The organism is Vibrio splendidus, assembly GCF_024347615.1.
Taxonomy (GTDB): Bacteria; Pseudomonadota; Gammaproteobacteria; order Enterobacterales; family Vibrionaceae; genus Vibrio; species Vibrio splendidus.
In genome coordinates this window covers 1,299,929-1,320,437 of record NZ_AP025508.1, presented here as the reverse complement: position 1 = coordinate 1,320,437, position 20,509 = coordinate 1,299,929, and the positions used below count along the sequence as shown (strand labels likewise).

The window sequence follows — 20,509 nt, the reverse complement described above, 5'->3', positions numbered from 1 at the left end:
ATTTGGAGCCGAATAAATAAAATGTTAAATTATCCGGATCTTGAGGCTCCTCTAACGCCTCGTTTCGAAAAGTATTTCTTTTTATGAAAGCACTAATAAGACTATCACTGAGCATCTGCACGCTGAGCTTTTTAGCTGGATGTGGTGAGAGTGTGAATCACGAGCAAATCCGTGAAAAAGGCTTCATTTATTGCGGCCAAGGTAATCCTAGTACTTTCAACCCACAACTGGTTGATAGTGGTATTACCTCAGAATCGCTGAGCCCTCAAATTTTCGATACACTGCTCACTCTTGATCCAATGACTTATCGACCAAAACAGAACTTGGCAACAAGCTGGTCTGTCGATGAATCGGGTACAGAGTACACGTTCAAACTGCGCCCTAATGTTGCGTTTCAAACCACAGACTGGTTTACCCCAACTCGCAGTATGAATGCACAAGATGTGGTCTTTAGTTTTGAGCGAATCATTGACAGTTCAAACCCATTTCATTATGTAGGCGGCGGCCTATACCCATGGTTTGCTGGTATCGATTTCCAAAACCTGATCGTCGATATCACTGCGGTTGATGACCTGACGGTGAAATTCCAATTAAGTCGCCCAGACAATTCATTTCTCAACAATATCGCCACCAGCTATGCGGTCATTCACTCTAAAGAATATGCCAATAAACTCATTGCTACGGATGAAAAGAATGAAATAGACTCCAAGCCCGTTGGCACAGGTCCTTTCTACTTGGATGAATACCAAATCAATGATCTAGTTCGCTTGAAAAAGAACAAGCACTATTGGAAGGGTGACGTAGAAATGGACCAAGTTGTGTTTGATACTTCACAACGTGGGACAGGGACTCTTGCCAAGCTACTTCGTAGTGAGTGTGATGTATTGAACTCACCGATTTCTAGTCAGATTCCTATTATTCAAGCTCATGAAGAGTTGAAGATTTCCGCCACGCCTGCGGTTAATGTCTCTTTCATCGCCCTGAACACCGAGCACCCTGCACTGCGAGACTCACGAGTGCGCAAAGCGCTGAACTTGGCTATCAATCGTCAGAACATTCTTGATTCTGTGTACTACGGTACAGGTACAAAAGCCTACACCTTGCTTCCCCCTACTTCTTGGGCTTATCAAAAAGACAGTGTTCAAGTTCGCTATGACCGAAACTACGCGGTCGCTCTTTTAAAAGAGGCTGGCGTCGAACCGGGATTAGAGCTTTCAATGTGGGTGCCATTAGAGCCAAGAGCTTACAATCCGAGCCCAAGGAAAACGGCAGAATTAATCCAAGCAAATTTAGCTGATATTGGTATCGAACTTAAGCTCTATACCGACGACCGATTTGATCGTACACAGCTATCATCCATTTCCTCAACAGACTTGTTGCTCACAGGTTGGATCGGCAATACGGGCGACCCAGACAACTTCTTGCGTCCGCTTCTTTCATGTAGCTCAGAGCGCGCAGGATTAAACGTCTCTATGTGGTGTAACTCTGACTTTGATTTCCTTCTCGACTTAGCATTAGAGATCAATCAACAAAGGCACCGTGTGAACTTGTATCGACAAGCCCAAAACATTCTCAATGAAGAAGTTCCTGTGATTCCTCTCGCTCATGGCGTGCAATTCCGCGTGCACGATCGTTCGCTAAGTGGCTTTAAGCAGAGCCCGTTCAATGCTCAACCTTTTGATCAAGTCAGAAGAGAGGTGCAGTGATGTTTTGGTATACATTAAGACGTGTAAACTTATTCATTATCACATTGGGGATCCTAACGTTAGTGGGGTTCGCTCTGCTTCGACTAGACCAAACCTCACCTTGGGCGATTCAAGACTTTTGGCCCGGTTGGCTTAGCTATATCACAGAATTATCGACACTGAACTTTGGCTTGAGCAAGCACGGAGCGCCTATCATCGATGAGCTTGTCGTGGTGTTCCCTGCAACGTTAGAACTGTGTTTCTTTGCTTTTGTGCTTGCGCTGTTTATCGGCATCCCTTTCGGCACTATTGCTGGCATGAGACAGGGCAAGTTTGTCGATACCACCATATCGTTTACTTCAATGGCCGGTTACTCTGCACCTATATTTTGGGTCGCACTACTGATGATCATGGTGTTTTCGTTGCACTTTGAGATGTTCCCAGTTGGTGGGCGATACGACCTGCTTTACGAAATTGAACACGTCACTGGCTTCGCTATAATTGATGCCTTTTTTGCTGAAGGTCGTTATCGAGCACACGCACTGCAAAGTGTTATCGAACATATGGCGTTACCTTGTCTTGTATTGGCACTCGCCCCAACGACTCAGGTAATTCGACTGATGAGAGCGTCAGTGGCTGAAGTGATGACTCAAAACTACATCCGCGCCGCACGAATTAAAGGTCTTTCAACAAGAGAGATCGTCACGCAGCACGTGTTAAGAAATGCGATACCACCGATTATTCCTAAGGTCGGCGTTCAACTATCAAGTATGTTAACGCTCGCTATTATTACCGAGTCTATCTTTAACTGGCCGGGTATTGGCCGCTGGTTATTGGATGCTTTATCTAATCAAGATTACGTTTCAATTCAAGCTGGCGTAATAGTCGTAGCAACCTTGGTTTTAACCGCAAACATTCTGTCCGATCTATTAGGCGCGATGGTCAATCCACTGGTAAGGAAGGAATGGTATGCTAACAAATAACGTCTACCAAGAAGAGCAGATTCCAACCCAGTTCGAGCGTTTCTGGCGCAGCTTCCGTGGCAATAATCTCGCTATGTTTGGACTGTGGTGTTTGGCCTTAATCATTCTAATCACCGTCACTTCACCATGGCTAGCTCCGCATGATGCTCAAGAACAAACGGGACACCTGTTAACCCCACCCTCTTGGGATCCCTCAGGAACAGTTGAGTATTTCTTAGGTACCGATGACTTAGGCCGAGATATTCTTTCTCGTCTGATTATCGGCTCTCAGCTGACGTTTGGTGCCGCGGTTGTGATTACCTTTATCGCAGCAGTCATTGGTTGCCTGATTGGCGTACTTGCGGGGATGACTCGTGGATTACTATCAAGCACGCTAAACCACCTGCTTGATACCGTTATGTCGATTCCGTCTCTGTTACTGGCAATTATCTTCGTGGCGTTTCTTGGTTTTGGCGAGTTTAATATCTTGCTTGCCTTATGTTTAGCATTGATTCCACGCTTTATTCGTTCGGTATACATTGCCGTGCACGCTGAGGTAGAAAAAGACTATATTTTGGCTTCTCGCCTCGATGGTGCGAACGACTTCTACCTGTTATGGAATTCAATCCTTCCTAATATTCTTACCGTGGTGGCTCTTGAAATTACACTGGCATTGTCAGTCGCCATTCTTGATATCACGGCTTTGGGTTTCTTAGGGCTTGGCGCTCAAGCACCAAGTACCGAGTGGGGCTCAATCTTGGGTGACTCTGTAGAGCTGATTTACCTCGCACCATGGACAGTAACCCTACCCGGTTTAGCCATTATGTTTACAGTGATCGTGATTAACCTCGTCGGTGAAGGTGTTCGCCAAGCGCTAAATGCAGGAATCGAATAATGCCTTTACTTGATATTCGACATCTAACCATCGAGATTGAGACCCCTCAAGGGATGGTTAAAGCCGTTGATAGAATGAGTCTTACCCTCAATGAAGGGGAAATTCGCGGCTTAGTAGGTGAATCAGGCTCAGGCAAGAGCTTGGTTGCGAAAGCAATCGTTGGGGTTTGTAAAGAAAACTGGAAAGTATCTGCCGACCGAATGCGCCTTGGCAATATCGACCTCCTGCAACTGACACCCAAAGAACGACGCCGAGTTATTGCTCGTGATATCGCGATGATCTTTCAAGAGCCATCCTCCTGTCTTGATCCATCTGAAAAAGTGGGCCATCAACTGATTGAAGCGATTCCTTCCTATTCGTTTGAAGGTCGGTGGTGGCAGAGATTCAAATGGCGTAAGAAGCAGGCCATCGCTCTACTGCACAAAGTCGGTATTAAAGATCACTCTCGTCTTATGGACAGTTACTCTTATGAGTTGACCGATGGTGAGTGTCAAAAAGTCATGATCGCCATGGCGATCGCAGCCAAACCAAAAGTCTTGATCGCTGATGAACCAACCAACGATCTAGATCCGATTACACAGTCTCAAATATTGCGTCTGTTGAGTCGTATGAATCAGATCAATAACACGACCATCGTGCTGATCGGCCATGACTTAACCACCATTACCCAATGGGCAACTCGCATTACCGTTATGTACTGCGGTCAGTCTGTGGAATCCGCGGATACGCAGAAGCTGTTGGATGCACCTAAACACCCATATACCGTCGCTCTACTGAAAGCGATGCCTGACTTTAACGACTGGATTCCTCATAAAGAGAAGCTACAGTCTTTGCCAGGTTCAATCCCTCCGTTGCAGCACCTTCCTATTGGTTGTCGACTAGGACCACGTTGCCCGTATGCGCAAAGGCAATGTGTTGAGATTCCTTATACCAAACGAATCAAAAACCATAAGTTCAATTGTCACTTCCCTCTTAATATGGAGAAGAAAAAGAAATCATGAGTGCATTATTAGAAGTCATTGATTTATCTAAAGACTTTACGACTCGCTCTGGTCTTTTCCGTAAAAAGATTCATCAGGCAGTGAAACCAGTAAGCTTTTCGCTTGAGGCGGGACAGACGATTGGTTTTATCGGTCAGAATGGTTCAGGAAAGTCGACATTAGCAAGAATGCTAGCTGGCATGGTAGAGCCAACTGCGGGCGAGATTCGTGTGAACGGTGAAAAGCTAGAGCACAAGGACTACTCGACTCGCTGTAAGCTGATTCGAATGATCTTCCAAGATCCGAACACCTCGCTTAACCCGCGCATTCAGATTGGTCGAATTCTTGAAGGTCCATTAAAGCGAAACACCAATATGCCACCAGAAGCCCGTATGCGTCGTGTGAAAGACACCCTGTTACGTGTGGGCCTTCTACCGGAACATGCTTACTTCTACCCGCAGATGCTGGCTGCAGGCCAAAAACAAAGGGTTTGTTTGGCTCGTGCGTTAATCCTTCAACCATCAATCATTGTTGCAGACGAAGCGTTGAATGGTTTGGACATGGCAATGCGCTCTCAAATCATCAATTTGTTCTTAGAGCTACAAGAAGAGATGGGCGTATCGTTCGTCTACGTATCTCAACACCTTGGTATTGTTAAACACATTACCGACAAAATCATCGTCATGCACGAAGGTAATGTGGTTGAGAGTGGGGAAACGGATCAAGTGTTAACCAATCCAACTCACCAAATCACCCAAAGATTGGTTGAGAGCCATTTCTCCAAAGCGCCGAACCACTAATCTCGAATCACGCTACGTTCAACAAAGGGGAAAGGTATGTTATTAAGAGCTTCAATGCTTCCCCTTTTGTTGGCGCTGTTTTCCTTTAACGCAACAAGCACACCCCTCACCTGGCTAGATAGAAGCTTCGTCGAAACTGCCTTTTATAACGTCGCACTTCAACACGAATATTCCCAAGGCAACAAACCACTCGCCAAATGGAAACAACCGATCAAGATTTGGATCGATCATCGAGTGGGTGATGAGGAACTGCATCAAGAGCTCACAGAGCTTCATATCCGACACTTATCCGAAGTTACTCAGCACCCGATAACAATCGTCAACAAAGAGTCTGAAGCGAACGTAAAATGGATATACACGAGGCAAAGTCAGTGGGTATCTGAGGCGAAATTGGTGCTCAAACTCAAATCAACTGAGCACTTAAACAACGCTATTTGCACGGCGGGTTATCGAACAAATTCTAAAGGTGAGATTGTTTACGCTGGGATTGTTATTCCCGTTGATCAAGCAAGATCTCGAGGTAAGCTCGTCGCCTGTATCGTGGAAGAAATCACACAGGTTTTAGGCCTGCCGAATGATTCAGATAAAGCCTACCCTTCTATTTTCAATGACCATACGCCAGAAGACTTATTATCACCCTTAGATGTGGTGCTACTAAAGCTACTGTATGAGCCGGAATTGAAAGCTGGAATGACAAAATCTGAAGTAAAACCAATTGTTCGAAAGATACTAAAGCAATACAGCAAAACTGGCGTGCTCCAACAAGCTTCAAAAGCCGCGCAGCAAGCACCGTTGTATCAGTTAATTGGGTACTAATGGAATAACTAACTGCACACAGAAATATTGAATACTAACGGAATGATCGAGTACTAACGGAATAACTAACCACGAACAGGAATATTGAGGGCTAACGGAAGAATTGAGTACTAGCGGAAATAGGCAGGGACGTTACTTTGTTTTTCTGAACAGCTTAGATGGGAAAATAGAATGATAGCGCTGCCTAAGAAAAGACAACGCTGACTTACCATGTAACCGTGTAACCGTGTTACGAAAGCACTAGCGCTTAGCAGCCTGCTTTTTCAATTCGAAGTCGAACTCATCTGGGAACAAGATAACACCTTCTTCCTGTTCGTTCGGGAACACAACCACTGCAAGCTCATCGTCTTCTAGACCGTTCGTCCAACGGCTATGCCATTTGTTCAACGAGATAGACTCAGCTTTACACTCAGACCAATCACCCGTAGCCCAAGATTCAGCAAACTCTTGATTTGGCCATACTGGAACACAGTCTTCATCTTCTGTGTTAAGCATTACACAACCGTGTTCATCGGTTAAGATCCATACTTCACGGTTCGCTACGATTTCTTTCACACAGTACTTTAGGCGTTGCTCACCCGTATACTTATTGATTTCAGCGATTTTTTTATCGTCTAGCTGTGTAGTCATCTTAATTTCCTACTTTAGTCAGTAACTTTGCTCTTAAAGCTATTTTATGCCGAGAGCTTTTAACTTCAAACATTTTCGATGAAGAAGAAAATCTACTTCAAAGAAAAACGCCTGCTAAATTAGCAGGCGTTTATAATTAAGCGACTTGATTAAACAAGCTCACCCTGTAACCAAGGCCAGCCTTGCTTCTTACGGCTTAATGTATTTTCCATCATTAATACGCCGTCTTTCTCGTGCTTAACCAGTTTATCAGCCCACTCGCCTTTGTATAGAAGGTGAGTTTGCGCAGTAGTGATGTCTGTTAGCATTACCGCAGCAAATGCTAGACCGTCTTTCTCACAACGTTCTTCAAGATCCGCTTCTAGCGCTTCAATCATGCCATCTACTTGCTCAAGAGTCGCAAGCTCAACTTGACCAACAACAACATCACGACCGTTGAATGGGTAGCCTTTAAGGTCTTTTTCTACTAGTTGTGCAGCAGATAGGCCTTCGATGTTTGTCTTAGCGATTAGAAGCGCTTTGATGAATGCATCAATGTCAGTCACGCCAGCGATTTCAGCAAGCTCAGCAACCGCGTCTTTGTCTTTTTGAGTACATGTTGGAGAAGCAAAACCAACCGTGTCTGAAAGAATTGCAGACATCATCAGTTTAGCGATTTGTTGAGAGATAGAGTGACCTTCAATCTTGAACATGTTGAAAAGTACAGTATTTGTACAACCAACAGGCCAGATCCAAGCTTCCATAGGGTTAACTGTCATCGCGTCACCTAAACGGTGGTGATCGACAATACCTACGATCTCAGCTTCAGCAACATCGTCCGGTGCTTGTGCTAGATCTGAGTAGTCTACTAACCAGATTTTTTCACCAGCAACAGAAGTACGAAGTTCTGGTTTTTCAGCACCAGCGACTTCTAGAATGTGTTGAGTTTCGCGGTTGATCTCGCCTTGGCGAATTGGTGTCGCTTCCTCGCCACGAGCTTTAAGAAGCTCTGTTGCAACTAACGCACTACAAATACTGTCACTATCAGGGTTTTTGTGACCAACAACTAAAATCATGTTTCTTCCTATTACACTAACAATTATGACTCTACCTTTAGAGCCTCTCTTTATTAGCCATACTTTACCTCATTTTTTCAGGTTGGTCATGTTTCGTAGGTTTAGCCAATGGTAACAATAGATAAAAAAACAACAAATGCAATTGATAATTATTATCATTCGTATATATTTATCTTAAGCCACTAATTTTGAGTAACACCTATGGATCGACTAATCTCTTTTTTGCCAAGCAGTAGCGCTGCGAAAACAACTCAGTTTTCACTGTCATTTAAGCGCCTGCTTTTACCTATCTCACTTGCAGCTTTAGTTATGGCGCCTGCCACGCGAGAATTGACGGTCACTACCTTGTCAGACGCCTTTTGGGCCGTGTCTTGTTATGTTGCTTTGACCTTAGCGATTTACCACGGGTTAAGCCTGTATATCAACAAAGATAACGTCTTCAACAAGCTCGTCCATCAATCCCGTTCAAACCAAGTTGTATTCGCTGCACTTATGGGGGCACTACCCGGCTGTGGCGGAGCGATCGTGGTGACCACACAATTTATCTCAGGCAAACTCGGCTTCGGCGCAGTTGTTGCTGTGCTCGTCTCAACCATGGGTGATGCGGCCTTCCTGCTCATTGCGAGCGAACCCAAGACTGGTTTAGCCATGATGGCGATGGGCGTGATTGTCGGAACTGCGTCAGGTCGAATCATTAACTTGTTTCACGCAGACGACTTCTTACGCCCAAAAAAAACAGAGAAAAATGAAGCAGTGAGCAGCTGTGCTTCTCAATCTCAAGACAAAGAAGCAGTATCGAAAAAAGCGATCAACCTGCAAGGCTATCTATGGTCTGTACTCATTATTCCAGGTGCTGCGGTTGCCCTACTTGGCTCTTTTCAAGTGGATGTGAATGAGTTGCTCGCTTTGCCCGAAATGTCGATGGAATGGGCAGGCACTATTTTGCTGATTAGCTCGATGTTTCTATGGGGTCTCACCCGTGAAATTGAAGATTACAAATCAGCCGTCAGTGAAGACGAGAAATGTATAGGCTCTCATCCACTACAAAAAACGGCTCAAGATACTAACTTCGTTACTGCATGGGTGGTGGTTGCTTTTCTTTTCTTCGAGTTTGGCTCTGTGATAGCAAATGTCGATTTTGCGACGCTATTCTCAAGCTGGGGCATGATGCTCCCCCTGGCGGGAGTGTTGATGGGCTTGCTACCGGGGTGTGGTCCGCAATTGCTGGTCACTAGCCTGTACCTTTCTGGTGCTCTGCCACTGTCAGCTCAGGTAGGTAACGCAATTTCGAATGACGGTGATGCGCTATTCCCTGCGATTGCGATGGCACCGAAAGCCGCTCTTGTCGCGACCTTATATTCCAGTGTGCCCGCTTTGATTTGTGCATACGGTTACTGGTTTATGTTCGAACTTTAGGCTTACGTTCGAAGCTTAGGTTTATAAATGAAGCTTAGGTTTACAATTGAAGCTTAAGTTTATACCCGAGGCTTGAGCTTTTATTCAAGGCTCAGGTTTATCTTCAAGGTTTGCGCTTAACTCCATAGGTTTCTATTAGGTCGGCACTTTGTATCGGCCTTTTTGTTTCCATCTGCCTAAGCCCTTACAACAGGTTCTTTGTGCATTCCCTTCCGGCTTCATGCTAATGCTTTATGTTTCTACAGCCTACCTCAAACAGCACGTTACAGCTGGTCTCAAAAACGCCCCTCTGGCGCTGTTACAATGCTTAGTTAGAAATCCCAACACGTACACTAGAAAAACAAAAAGCCCCTGTAAGAGTACTTACAGGGGCTTTAATTCAAGCTTTAGTCTTGGTTCTTAAGTACAAGACTTAAGAAACTTCGATTGGACCACCGAATGAAGTTACTGGAGGCAGTTTGCCTTGGAACTTCTCGAAGTTAACCAAACATGTGTTTGCTGACGTTGCTTGAGCAAGTTCAGACGTACCGATGTCTTGAGTGAGTGTGTTTGGATCGCCGTATGTATCTAGCGCACCCACTTTCTCGTTGATCGGGCCGTACCAAGCACCTTCTTCGATACGAACAACACCAGGAGCGTAGCTATCCATTAGAACAGCACCTGCTAGTAGTTGACCACGGTCGTTGAACACACGTACTACATCGCCATCTTTGATGCCTTTCTTCTTAGCATCGACTGGGTTGATGTAGATAGGCTCACGGCCTTGTACCGCGTAAGTCGCACGCCACTCTTCAGATTCACACATCTGAGAGTGAAGACGCTTGTCTGGGTGACAAGATTGTAGCCAGTACGGGTGTTTGTCAGAGCCTGGACCACCATGTGAACGTTCAGATTTCTCGAACCACATTGGGTGTTCTTGACAGTGCTCGTAACCCATGTTGCCAACAGTACGGCTTGTGATTTCGATGAAACCAGAAGGAGTACCTAGTGCGTTGATCTCTGGATCTTCACGGAATGAAGCGTGACGAGTCCATGGCTTACCTTTACCGAAGTCTAGGAAACCTTTTTCCCAGAACTCAGCAAACTCAGGCATTTCGAACTTGCCTTCGTTTTCCGCGCGACATTCGTCATACAGAGATTTAACCCACTGCATTTCATCCATACCACGCGTGTAATCGTCGTAACGGCCCCAACGCTTAGTTAGGCTAGACATGATCTCGAAGTCAGTTTTAGACTGGAACAGAGGATCCACTAGCTTGTGCATCGCGATCAAACCACGGCCAGAGTACGCGCCGTAACCATCAATATCGTTACGTTCCCACTGAGTACATGCTGGAAGCACGATATCAGAGTGACGACAAGTTGCAGTCCAAGCGAAATCAACAGCCACTACAGTTTGTAGACTCTTGAATGCTTTACGCATCTTGTTGCGATCTTGGTGGTGGTGCCACGGGTTGTTACCACTAAATACCATCATCTTAATGTCTGGTAGCGTTACAGTAGAACCGTTCGCTTTGATCTTCTTACCTGGTTCAAGCAAGCTATCAACCCAACGAGCTACTGGAATTACGCGGCTGTAACCGTTGTAATCTGTATTCGTGTGTTTAGGTGATTGACCTTGGTCGATGTTCAACGGGAAAGAACCCGGAGCAGCGAAACCAGTTGAAGATACACCGATACCTGAGTAGTGGTGACCGTAAGAGATACCACCGCCCGGAAGACCAATTTGGCCAACCATTGCTGCGATAACTGCACACATCCAGTACGGCTGTTCACCGTGCTCCTGACGTTGGATACTCCAACCAACAAGAATCTGCGTGCGACCGTTAACCAGCATCTTAGCGAATTCACGGATAGAGTCCGCGCTTGCGCCACAGATAGCCGAAGCCCACTCTGGTGTCTTCTCAACTTTATCTTTCGTTTCACCTTGAACGTACTTGATGAAGTCTTCAAAACCTAGACAGTAAGTTTCGATGAACTTCTTGTCGTATAGGCCTTCGTTGTAAAGAACGTGAGCAACACCAAGCATGAACGCCACATCAGTTTGTGGGTTGATGTACATCTGCTCGTTTTCTAGGTAACGGCCTGTTTTGTTTTGAACAGGGTCAACAGAAACAACGTTGATCTCTTTCTTAGCAACTTTCTCTTTAAGCTGTTCTAGGTATGCGAACGACTCGTGAGTCTCACATGTCCAACCTACTTGAAGGTTTTTAACTGGATCGTTACCCCAAAGAACAATGTTGTCACTGTTTTCTAGGATAAGTTCCCAAGATGTACCTTGTGCGTAAACTTCAGTCGAACCTAGCACGTAAGGCATGATCGTTTGACCAGCACCTGTTGAGTAGTCACCGATTTTCTTCACAGAGTAACCGTGAAGTGCCATTGCACGTTGCATGTGGTTAGTACAGCTGTGGAACTGACCCGTTTGTCTCCAACCAGTTTGACCTGTGTGAAGTGCCCATGGACCGTAATCTTTCTGTACGCGCTCGAGTTCGCGGTAAACAAGGTCTAGTGCCTCATCCCAAGTCACACGAATAAAGCGGTTGTTACCACGCGTGTCTGCGCTGTATTTATGCTTCTTCAACCAATCAAGGCGAACCATAGGGTAACGCACACGTGATGGGCTGTAGATAATACCTTTAATACCTTTCAACATCTCAGTTGGGTGTTGATCGATTTCTAGAGGTTTAATTTCTTGTACTTTACCCGCGTAAACGCGAGCTCGGAATGCACCCCAGTGAGAACCAGAGACTTTCCACGCGCCGTCTGTTTCTGCAGCAGACGCTGATGCCGACGCCAATAAGCTTGGACCGATAACCGATGCCGCACTTGTAGTAGCGACACCTTTCAGAAAACTTCTTCTTGTAATTGCCATTGTGTTACTCCAATTGACGTCTTATTAGTGATGGCCTTCAGAAAAATCTGATGAGTGCTTCTGTAGATACTTAAGAACAAGTGCTTCTGTATCTGTATCGAAGTTAACGAACGCAATCATACCATCTAGCATGCCTACCCAACCGTTAGCGCTGAAGTGACCTTCATCTGGCTGTGAGTGACACGTTGAACAGTTAGATTGGTACGCTTGACCTGCTGCGTTCCAGATTGGATCGAAGTTATCAACCATAGACTCTTTCTTCATCCAAAGTGCTAGGTTAACTTCTTCCCATGGAAGGCCAGTAAGCTCATCTTCTTTCTTCTCACCAACAGTGATAACGTCACTTTGAGATACTTCTTTCGTCAAGATTGCAGTCGAGATGTTCATACCGAAGTCTTCTTGGATTACACGTCCGAAGCCTTTCGCTTTACGCCAACCGTCGATTTGAATCTTGATCATGTCGCCTTTTTCGTCGATAACCGCAACTTTACTTGCAGGGCTTAGTAGACCCGCTTCAACTGTTGCTGTTTCATCTGTGTACATTGGTAGGTGACGAATAGAGATCACGTCTGAACCATTTGCGTAAGATGTGCTGCTTGCTACATTTTCTAGCTCGCCAACAATACCGCTCGCTGATGCCATATCTAATGGAAGGTTGTGAGCAATACCTTTGTGACAGTCAACACAGCTTTGATCACGTTCTGCTGCGTTCTTCATCTGGATACGCGCTGTTGGGCGCATGTTCTCGAAGTCCATTGAATCGTAGTTGTGACAGTTTTTACACTCTAGAGATTTGTTCGAAGAGAAACGATCCCATTCGTGTTTAGCCAGTTCGATACGACGAGCTTCGAATTTCTCAGGCGTATCTAGGTCACCAAATACTTGAGCGAATACTTCTTTAGATGCTTGCATCTTACGAGCAATTTTTGCTGTCCATTCATGTGGAACGTGACAGTCAGGACAAGTAGCACGTACACCAGAAGTGTTTTTCCAGTGAACCGTTTCTTGTAGTTCTACGTATACGTTGTCACGCATGGTGTGACAGCTTACACAGAACTCTTCTGTATTTGTATGTTCTAGCGCTGTATTAAAACCGCCCCAGAAAATAACACCGGCGATAAAGCCACCCATAGTTAGTACACCAAGACTGATGTGTACTGCTGGGCGAGTCATTGTGCGCCATAATTTAACTAAAAATGATTTCATGTTTAGCTCTCTTAAAAATTAGTTCTAATAAAAATGTGATAGCAAGAGGGCATTACATGCCGCCGTGTGCACCTGGAGGACCTAATACAAACACTTGCAGTGCCCAAACTAGAAAGCCGTAGCCTCCTACAAAAGCCACACTTAATATTGGAAAGAGAACCACTGCAATGAAGAGGAATGACTTCCACTCCAACGAGCGTTTTTCGCCAGTTTCAATTTTATTAACATCACTCATACATTTTGCCTATTTTGTATTTAGTAATTTCGAGTAGCTCATTCTAAGGAGCTAAAGTTCTTGAGTATCTAACAACAAATTTTAGACCATACACAAAGTAGGGTTCAATCAAATCTCTTGTTATAACCCTTGCTAATCAATACTTTTTTGAGGTCATCCAAACTTGTTTTCAGTTAAACAAACTTATTAAAAAGTATTAACAAATGTGAAGAATTAAGTATATTTCACAAATGTTAAAAACCAACACTCGCGCAACTATTTGACAACCGATTTTAACTTTTTACCTACTAAGTAGTAGCCAAAAAAGCCTCAAACAACCACTATTTTGTGTTTTGTTTGTTAAATAATTGATCGTTTTTCGAATCGATGACTTTGCAGTTGAAATGCATCATTTGGCACTTTCAGATATGATAGAAGCCTTATTAAAAGGAAGCATTATGCAAGACGTTATTGATATATCTTGGTGGCAATTATTGTTTTTCAGTTCACTTCTCTTGCTGCCAATTGTAATCAACCACAAGCTAAAACTTGGCCTTGGCAAAGAGGCTTCTATCAGCATCATTCGCATGACTGTTCAGCTATTTCTGGTTGGCCTCTACCTAGAATACCTGTTCACTTTGAATAGCTTGTGGGTCAATTTACTGTGGTTATTTACGATGATTATCGTTGGGGCAAGCTCGATTGTTGAAAAATCCAAGTTACCGCGAAACCTCTTGTTAGTCCCTGTCGCTGTCAGCCTAGCGGTAACCTGTGTACCCATTGTCTTGTTTATCTGCTTATTCATCATTAAACCAACACCGGTTTTTAACGCGCAGTACTTGATCCCTATTGCAGGGATGCTGTTAGGTAATAGCTTAAGCAGTAACATCGTGGCATTGCAGAACTTGTTCGGTGCTTTTGAAACGCAGAAATCAGAGTACGAAGCGGCTATCGCTTTAGGTGCCTCTCCTTCCTATGCTGCAGCGCCTTTTGTGCGTAATGCGATACAGAAAGCGATGTCTCCTATTATGGCCTCAATGGCAACCACAGGCTTGGTAACGCTACCAGGAATGATGACAGGACAAATCTTAGGGGGTGCTTCACCAATGATCGCAATTAAGTATCAGCTGATGATCATGTTGGCTATTTTCGTGATGATGAGCTGCTCCTTAGCGCTTGCACTTCACCTATCGTTAAAGACTTCCTTGACCAAAGAAGGGCGAGTTCTCGCTCAAATACAGCCTTCAAAATAACCTCCAGACTCCTCTTAGATCTGGTTACTCACTGAATTTGATACAGGTTATCCACAGAAATTGTGGATAACCAAATCAATATAGATCCTTTTTTGTCCATTTCGGCTCGAGCAAAGATCATTACCATTGATCCTTGGGTGATTTCAAAGACATATACACACGTGCAGAACTGCGTTGTTAAGCGTTCAGATGATAATTTAAGAAATCAACGAGTAAGTTTTCCACAAATAAAAAACGGCCTGCAATGCAGGCCGTCTTGTAAATGTCATAAGTCAGTTCAATGTTTTCACTGAGCTTTAACTAATCTTGTCACTGAGCTCGTCACGCAAGCTTTGTTGATCCGCCATCTTTATCAATCGCGTAAATAAATCAACCAATACCACATGCCAACAAAGATACCGCCGCCGATGATGTTACCGATAGTAACGGGCAGCAAGTTGTTCATCAGAAAGTCCATCATGTTTAGGTCAACATAGTCTGCCGGATTAGCCCCTGTCATTGTCCAGAATTCAGCTGGAGCAAATGTTTTGATACCGATAGCTAAAGGAACTTGGAACATATTCGCAATACAGTGCTCAAAGCCCGATGATACAAACATCGCGACAGGTAAAATCAGTACTGCAATTTTGTCAGTCAGTGTTCGTCCACTAAACGTCATCCATACCGCGATACAAACCAATACGTTACACATGATGCCAAGCGCGATAGCTTGGATAAAACCATGGTGCATTTTGTGCTGAGAAATGGCCATCGCATTCAAACCCACTTGCCCATGGTCGAACATGTACTGTTTAGTCAGAAGCATGCATGCCACTAGCAATAAAGCACCAATAAGGTTACCGATATAAACGGTCGCCCAGTTCTTTACTAGGGTTCCCCAGGTAATCTTGCCACTTGCGCGAGCAACAAGAGTAAGCACCGAACTGGTAAACAGTTCACCGCCAGTAACAACAACGAGGATTAAGCCCAAGCTAAATGCAAGGCCACCTAGGACGCGAGTAATACCCCAAGGTAAATCACCAGCGCCAGTGGTTACAATTGTGTAGAACACAAACGCAATACCGATATGTATGCCAGCTGAAATCGCTAGGAGAAAAGATTTGGTTGGATCTTTGGTTGCTTTACCTACGCCAATATCTGCAGCGCGCTCAGCCATTTGTGGCGGTAATAATGAGTCAAATTGGTTCAGATTCATGATGATTTACATTTTGAAACATGTTGTCGGGAGCGAGATAATCCTCTCTTTCATTTCTGAATTCAAGAGCTATTTGGGACTCAAAATACCTCCCACAACCTTGTGGAAAGGAAATAGCCCAAGTTATTCAAAATTCATACAACTTTAGTAGTAAAAAGAAAACTATGCTGAATGAAAGGTTATCAACTTAAAAAATGGCACACTTATAAATATCAATAAGTTACGAAAGAAAGCAAAGGAATAACGTACACTATAATGACTCACAGATCGCTGTTGCCTCTAGATTTTGATATAGATCAACAGAACGTAAAAAAGCGCCCTTAGGCGCTTTTAACTGAATCACAAATACAGAAATTAGTGATGCTAAACCGAAGGTTCAATCACTTCTTCTGATGATTGTTCTAAAGCAGAGCCCTCTAGATTCGACTCTGGACTCAAAGGGATTACATCAGAATCACTTTCATTGGCAACTTTACCACCTAGGTTTCTCAAGCTGTCCACTAGCTCTTCTAAACTCTTAATATGCGCATCACTCTTGGTAATCTGCTCATCTAGAAGATTGCTATGCTTAGTCGCCTCAGACAATTGTTGCGCCTGCTTCTGATTATCACTCTCTAGCTTAGCGAGTTGTTCAGTCAAAGTTTCAATTTCTGACTTTAATGACGCTGTCATATCTAAGCTTTTTAACGCTTTCACACTCGCTATAATCTTCTGAGATTGCTGACGCAACCCAACATCTCGGTAATCTTCATCATTAACCACTTGTGAAATGCTCAGCAACTGATTCTCTGCATTCAAAACCGATTGTTCGAACTTGTCGCCTTTTACACTCGCGAGCACTTTTACTTCATGAGCGACACTGCGCACGTGGTTCAACTCAAACTCCGCAGCGTGCACCGCATCTTCAATGATCGACTTTTCACGGGGACTGGCTTTCACTTGGCTTTCTGCCAAAGCAATTTGAGATGCTGCTTTAGCAAACGTCAGTGGAGCAACGTCATCAAAATCTTCATCTTCCAAGAACTCTAACTCGTCCTTCAATGGTTCGATGTATTTCTTATGTGCCACTTTAACTTCTAATAAGCGAGCATTATTAAGAAACTCCACCTGTGCTTCTTGAGCGTCTTCAAGCTCATCGACCAGAACATACTCAAACAACTCGCTGTATTCTGAATACAAGCGTTTGTAGCTAGAGGTAAACATGGTATCTGCGCCAAGGAACTTGAGGTAATCCATTTGCACAATCGAATCCGCTAGTACTCGGTCAGCCTTCTTCTTTAGCACTAATATCGAGTCATAATTTGATTTGATCAACGCAATTTTTTCATCAAAAGCTTCAGCGTAAGTCAGGCTCGAAAAAATTGAATAACTCTTGGTGAGCCGAGTTTCGTCTTTCAGTAAATCCGCATAAATGCTTTCAGCGTCGTCCCAAGCGTCTAATAGTTCATTGTAATTCTCTGGAGCATAGAGAGACAACTGAGCGTGGTCTTCAAGCTTAGCCTCCCATTCGGAGTAAACGCTTTGGACAGACTGAAATGAACGGACCTCGATTATAGATTCGTTATTGTTGTTTGTGGTTTGGTTCGCGTCTGTCTGCTCTGAAGGTGTACTCTGACACCCTGCGATAGCAAATAGCATACTGATCATTAATGCTACTTTGTTCGCTCTCACTTATGCATATCCTTTTTATACAATATTCGCTCAATGCAAATTATTTCTAGTCACAATATATTACAACCACTTAGCAATAAACATCACTGATGATTTAAGTGGGTGCAAATCACCCAATATAACTAAAATAAACCCATCACTCGATGATTAATCAATCAATTTGGTATCACTTATCAATTCTCTTTATTTGCTATTGCCTGAGCCGTGAATGCGCACTAAGGTGAAGGTAGAGAACGTTATGAATATATAGGTTAATTATGAAGTACAACGCTGAAAACATTGCTGATTTAAACCTCCTTCTTCAATTTGATGTAAGTAGTGCCGCTACTGGAATTAAAGTTCATCAAGAGGCAGCTCAAGAAACTCAAGACGCTGTTAAGCGTCTATTCGAAAAGAACCTTTGTACTCAGCCAGACGGCGGTTACCTAACAGATGAAGGTATACAGATGGCAGAGCGCGCAGACAAACTACTTCGCGTACTAAACTAAAGCTCCATTGTTCTAGTAAAAACTCCACTCGCCTCGGCCGTGGAGTTTTTTCATTTTTGGGTAAAGGTTTGTTAGGCTTACTATAAATCCATAAGTTGCAGTTGTGAGGAACACATGGCTTCTATATTTATTGTTGGTGCAGGATGGGTCGGTGCACCTTTATCTAAACATCTAGAAAAACATGGTAACCAAGTGGTGGTCACAAAAACGACCCGAGCGGGTGCAGACGCCATTGGTAACAAACGTATCCCATGTGAAGTTTTCAGCTTTGACTCATCGGAGCCTGAGCATACTATCGGCCAACTCTATTCGCTGTTACTCGAAAATAATGCAGAGATCGTCATTGGTAGCTTCCCTCCCGGCTTTAGAAAAGGTGCTGGTGTCGAGTACGCCGACTATTGGCAACAACTGACCAATGCTTGCCAGAAGGCTAACGTGAAAAAGCTCATTATGGTCAGTTCGACGACCGTATACCCAACCAAGCCCGGAGTTCTGTACGAGCAAGACGCCTCACTCACTCTTTCTACCTCAGAAAACGAGCAAGCATCCGCATTTTCGGACAATGCACGCGTGATGCTGAAGGCTGAACAACTGGTGATGGATTCCGGCATCGATTACACCATTCTTCGTTTCAGTGGGTTAATCGGCCCAAGCCGCCACCCATCAAGGTTTGCAAGTAAATTGAAGCAGGTCAGCACTCAAGCTCCTGCCAACATGCTTCATCTTGACGACGCGATTGGCGCGGTCAACTTCGCTATCAACCAACTGCACAACGAAGTGGTTAATGTTACGACCCCAAACACGGTGAGTAAGGCGGAATTTTATGCCGCTGCACTGAAAAGCGCCAACAGCAGTGAGCCACTGCCCCTCGTGGTCGATACACCAGACAAGCTGATCTCTTCGAAAAAGATTCTCGACTTAGGTTACTCGTTTAAATTCGATTCCACATTGGACGCTCTTTATGACTAATCAATCCATAGCTAACCAAGACATAGCTAAGCAATCTGCAAATAACTCAAGGATTAAGCTACATCGTTCGATCGACACCCTTTGGAACTTCATGTCTATGGGTCACAAGGTTACGCCTTCAGATTGCATCTTTGTGTTGTGCAGTAATGATATTCGTGTCGCTGAATACGCAGCCGAGCTCTATCACCAAGGTGTGGCACCTTATATCGTATTTTCTGGCGGTGTGGGGCGCTTTACAGAAGGAAGCTTTGAGCGCTCAGAAGCGGAAACTTTCGCTTCTATCGCACGAGATTGTGGTGTGCCAGGTTCTGCAATTATCATAGAGAAACACGCAACCAATACTGGGGAGAATGTAAGATTCACCCACAAATTGCTTCTTGAGCGTGGGCTGTCACCGAAAAGACTGACCTTAGTACAGAAGCCCTTTATGGAGAAACGTACCTACGCCACGTTTAGTAAACAATGGCCTGAAGAGAGTGTAGAAATAACCGTGACTTCGCAATGGAAAAATTGGGATGATTACTTTAACGAAGAGTTGCCGTTAGACATGGTGTTGGGCGCATTGATTGCTGATTATGAACGAATCAAATTCTACCCAGCCCAAGGCTTTCAAATTGAGATGCCAATCTCCGATGACGTTGATCATGCCTATCAAGCATTGAAGCAGCTCGGCTTCGAATAAATCAAAAGCACAGGCTCAATAAACAAAAACGGTGACACTTGGTCACCGTTTTTCGTTTTAGCAAGCTGAACTCTGAGATCGGCTTATTTACCTAATGCTTCTTTATAGTGCAGACGGCAAGCTGAAACATACTGATCATTACCGCCAATAGCCACTTGGTCACCTTCAGCAATCGCCACACCGTGCTCGTCGGTACGGATTACCATATTAGCTTTACGGCCGCAGTGACAAATGGTTTTAAGCTCAACCAGTTTATCTGCCCAAGATAATAAGTAACGGCTACCTTCAAACAGTTCACCCAAGAAATCAGTACGTAAACCGTAGCAAAGTACAGGGATATGCAGTTTATCGACCACTTCTGTTAACTGGTACACCTGCTCTTTCGACAAGAACTGACACTCGTCAATCAAAACACAATGACGCTTTTCTTCTTCATTGAGTTTTTGGATTGCGTCAAACATATTAGTGTCATTTTTAAAAAGTTGAGCTTCAGATTGCAAACCAATTCGAGAGCTAACTTTACCGATACCATAACGATCATCCAATGCAGCCGTAAAGATCACTGGCGTCATGCCGCGCTCTTGGTAATTGAATGAAGACTGAAGAAGCGTTGTTGATTTACCCGCATTCATTGCCGAGTAATAAAAATACATCTGAGCCACAGAAATATTCCTGTTAATTAAAAGTTGAAGATAAAAGGTGAAATTAGAGAATTTT

19 protein-coding genes are annotated in these 20,509 nt (G+C 44.2%); 11 read left to right on the top strand and 8 right to left on the bottom strand.

Translation table 11 applies throughout. The features are described from left to right. The first annotated feature begins 83 nt into the window (after positions 1–83). The 6 genes from sapA to OCU90_RS05910 are packed head-to-tail and all read left to right on the top strand — an operon-like array spanning position 84 to position 6,138. A complete protein-coding gene (gene sapA, locus OCU90_RS05935) occupies positions 84–1,706 on the top strand; it encodes an ABC transporter substrate-binding protein SapA (RefSeq protein ID WP_061022627.1) in 1,623 nt (540 codons plus the stop codon). Beyond that, entirely contained in the window at positions 1,706–2,668 is a 963-nt protein-coding gene (locus OCU90_RS05930) for an ABC transporter permease (RefSeq protein ID WP_004734601.1), read from the top strand. The genes sapA and OCU90_RS05930 overlap by 1 nt, the downstream gene beginning before the upstream one ends. After that, positions 2,655–3,542 carry a putrescine export ABC transporter permease SapC gene (gene sapC, locus OCU90_RS05925; protein ID WP_017078998.1) on the top strand — a complete coding sequence of 296 codons (888 nt, stop codon included), beginning with the start codon at positions 2,655–2,657 and terminating at the stop codon, positions 3,540–3,542. The genes OCU90_RS05930 and sapC overlap by 14 nt, the downstream gene beginning before the upstream one ends. Further along, entirely contained in the window at positions 3,542–4,543 is a 1,002-nt protein-coding gene (locus tag OCU90_RS05920) for a peptide ABC transporter ATP-binding protein (protein WP_017078997.1), read from the top strand. Before sapC ends, OCU90_RS05920 begins: the two co-directional genes overlap by 1 nt. Further along, complete coding sequence (locus tag OCU90_RS05915) at positions 4,540–5,322, top strand: peptide ABC transporter ATP-binding protein (RefSeq protein ID WP_004734598.1); 783 nt, start codon at positions 4,540–4,542, stop codon at positions 5,320–5,322. The genes OCU90_RS05920 and OCU90_RS05915 overlap by 4 nt, the downstream gene beginning before the upstream one ends. A gap of 36 nt (positions 5,323–5,358) precedes the next feature. Next, positions 5,359–6,138, top strand: coding sequence for a DUF2927 domain-containing protein (locus OCU90_RS05910; protein ID WP_061022629.1), 780 nt, complete (start codon positions 5,359–5,361; stop codon positions 6,136–6,138). A gap of 240 nt (positions 6,139–6,378) precedes the next feature. On the opposite strand, the gene OCU90_RS05905 is transcribed toward OCU90_RS05910, so the two are convergent. Further along, positions 6,379–6,768 carry a DUF2750 domain-containing protein gene (locus OCU90_RS05905; RefSeq protein WP_004734596.1) on the bottom strand — a complete coding sequence of 130 codons (390 nt, stop codon included), beginning with the start codon at positions 6,766–6,768 and terminating at the stop codon, positions 6,379–6,381. Between the two features lie 149 nt (positions 6,769–6,917). Next, complete coding sequence (locus tag OCU90_RS05900; RefSeq protein WP_017086200.1) at positions 6,918–7,823, bottom strand: manganese-dependent inorganic pyrophosphatase; 906 nt, start codon at positions 7,821–7,823, stop codon at positions 6,918–6,920. A 201-nt stretch (positions 7,824–8,024) separates the two neighbouring features. On the opposite strand from OCU90_RS05900, the gene OCU90_RS05895 reads away from it, so the two are divergent. Then, positions 8,025–9,239: a putative manganese transporter gene (locus OCU90_RS05895; protein WP_061022632.1), complete on the top strand. Its 1,215-nt coding sequence runs from the start codon at positions 8,025–8,027 to the stop codon at positions 9,237–9,239. 412 nt (positions 9,240–9,651) lie between these two features. Here the strand turns inward: OCU90_RS05895 and torA are convergent, their stop codons facing one another. The 3 genes from torA to torE are packed head-to-tail and all read right to left on the bottom strand — an operon-like array spanning position 9,652 to position 13,555. Continuing rightward, entirely contained in the window at positions 9,652–12,114 is a 2,463-nt protein-coding gene (torA, locus tag OCU90_RS05890; protein WP_004734593.1) for a trimethylamine-N-oxide reductase TorA, read from the bottom strand. 24 nt (positions 12,115–12,138) lie between these two features. Then, positions 12,139–13,320 carry a pentaheme c-type cytochrome TorC gene (gene torC, locus OCU90_RS05885; RefSeq protein ID WP_061022636.1) on the bottom strand — a complete coding sequence of 394 codons (1,182 nt, stop codon included), beginning with the start codon at positions 13,318–13,320 and terminating at the stop codon, positions 12,139–12,141. A gap of 52 nt (positions 13,321–13,372) precedes the next feature. Further along, the gene (torE, locus tag OCU90_RS05880) at positions 13,373–13,555 is read right to left on the bottom strand and encodes a trimethylamine N-oxide reductase system protein TorE (protein WP_004734591.1); all 183 of its coding nucleotides are present in this window, start codon (positions 13,553–13,555) and stop codon (positions 13,373–13,375) included. A 437-nt stretch (positions 13,556–13,992) separates the two neighbouring features. On the opposite strand from torE, the gene OCU90_RS05875 reads away from it, so the two are divergent. Beyond that, the gene (locus OCU90_RS05875; RefSeq protein ID WP_004734590.1) at positions 13,993–14,787 is read left to right on the top strand and encodes an ABC transporter permease; all 795 of its coding nucleotides are present in this window, start codon (positions 13,993–13,995) and stop codon (positions 14,785–14,787) included. 352 nt (positions 14,788–15,139) lie between these two features. Here OCU90_RS05875 and focA read toward each other — a convergent pair whose 3' ends face one another. Next, positions 15,140–15,982 carry a formate transporter FocA gene (gene focA / locus OCU90_RS05870; RefSeq protein WP_017078992.1) on the bottom strand — a complete coding sequence of 281 codons (843 nt, stop codon included), beginning with the start codon at positions 15,980–15,982 and terminating at the stop codon, positions 15,140–15,142. A gap of 363 nt (positions 15,983–16,345) precedes the next feature. Next, positions 16,346–17,653 carry a hypothetical protein gene (locus OCU90_RS05865; protein WP_061022640.1) on the bottom strand — a complete coding sequence of 436 codons (1,308 nt, stop codon included), beginning with the start codon at positions 17,651–17,653 and terminating at the stop codon, positions 16,346–16,348. Positions 17,654–17,910: 257 nt separating this feature from the next. Here OCU90_RS05865 and OCU90_RS05860 point away from each other — a divergent pair, with 257 nt between their 5' ends. From OCU90_RS05860 to OCU90_RS05850, 3 genes are all read left to right on the top strand, one after another. Next, positions 17,911–18,141, top strand: coding sequence for a TIGR02647 family protein (locus OCU90_RS05860; protein WP_004734587.1), 231 nt, complete (start codon positions 17,911–17,913; stop codon positions 18,139–18,141). A 114-nt stretch (positions 18,142–18,255) separates the two neighbouring features. Beyond that, positions 18,256–19,110, top strand: coding sequence for an NAD(P)H-binding protein (locus tag OCU90_RS05855; RefSeq protein ID WP_061022641.1), 855 nt, complete (start codon positions 18,256–18,258; stop codon positions 19,108–19,110). Next, positions 19,103–19,792 (top strand): YdcF family protein, encoded by a 690-nt coding sequence (locus OCU90_RS05850; protein WP_061022643.1) that lies wholly within the window; start codon positions 19,103–19,105, stop codon positions 19,790–19,792. Before OCU90_RS05855 ends, OCU90_RS05850 begins: the two co-directional genes overlap by 8 nt. 83 nt (positions 19,793–19,875) lie before the next feature. Here OCU90_RS05850 and OCU90_RS05845 read toward each other — a convergent pair whose 3' ends face one another. Beyond that, positions 19,876–20,454 carry a thymidine kinase gene (locus OCU90_RS05845; RefSeq protein ID WP_004734584.1) on the bottom strand — a complete coding sequence of 193 codons (579 nt, stop codon included), beginning with the start codon at positions 20,452–20,454 and terminating at the stop codon, positions 19,876–19,878. Positions 20,455–20,509 lie beyond the last annotated feature (55 nt).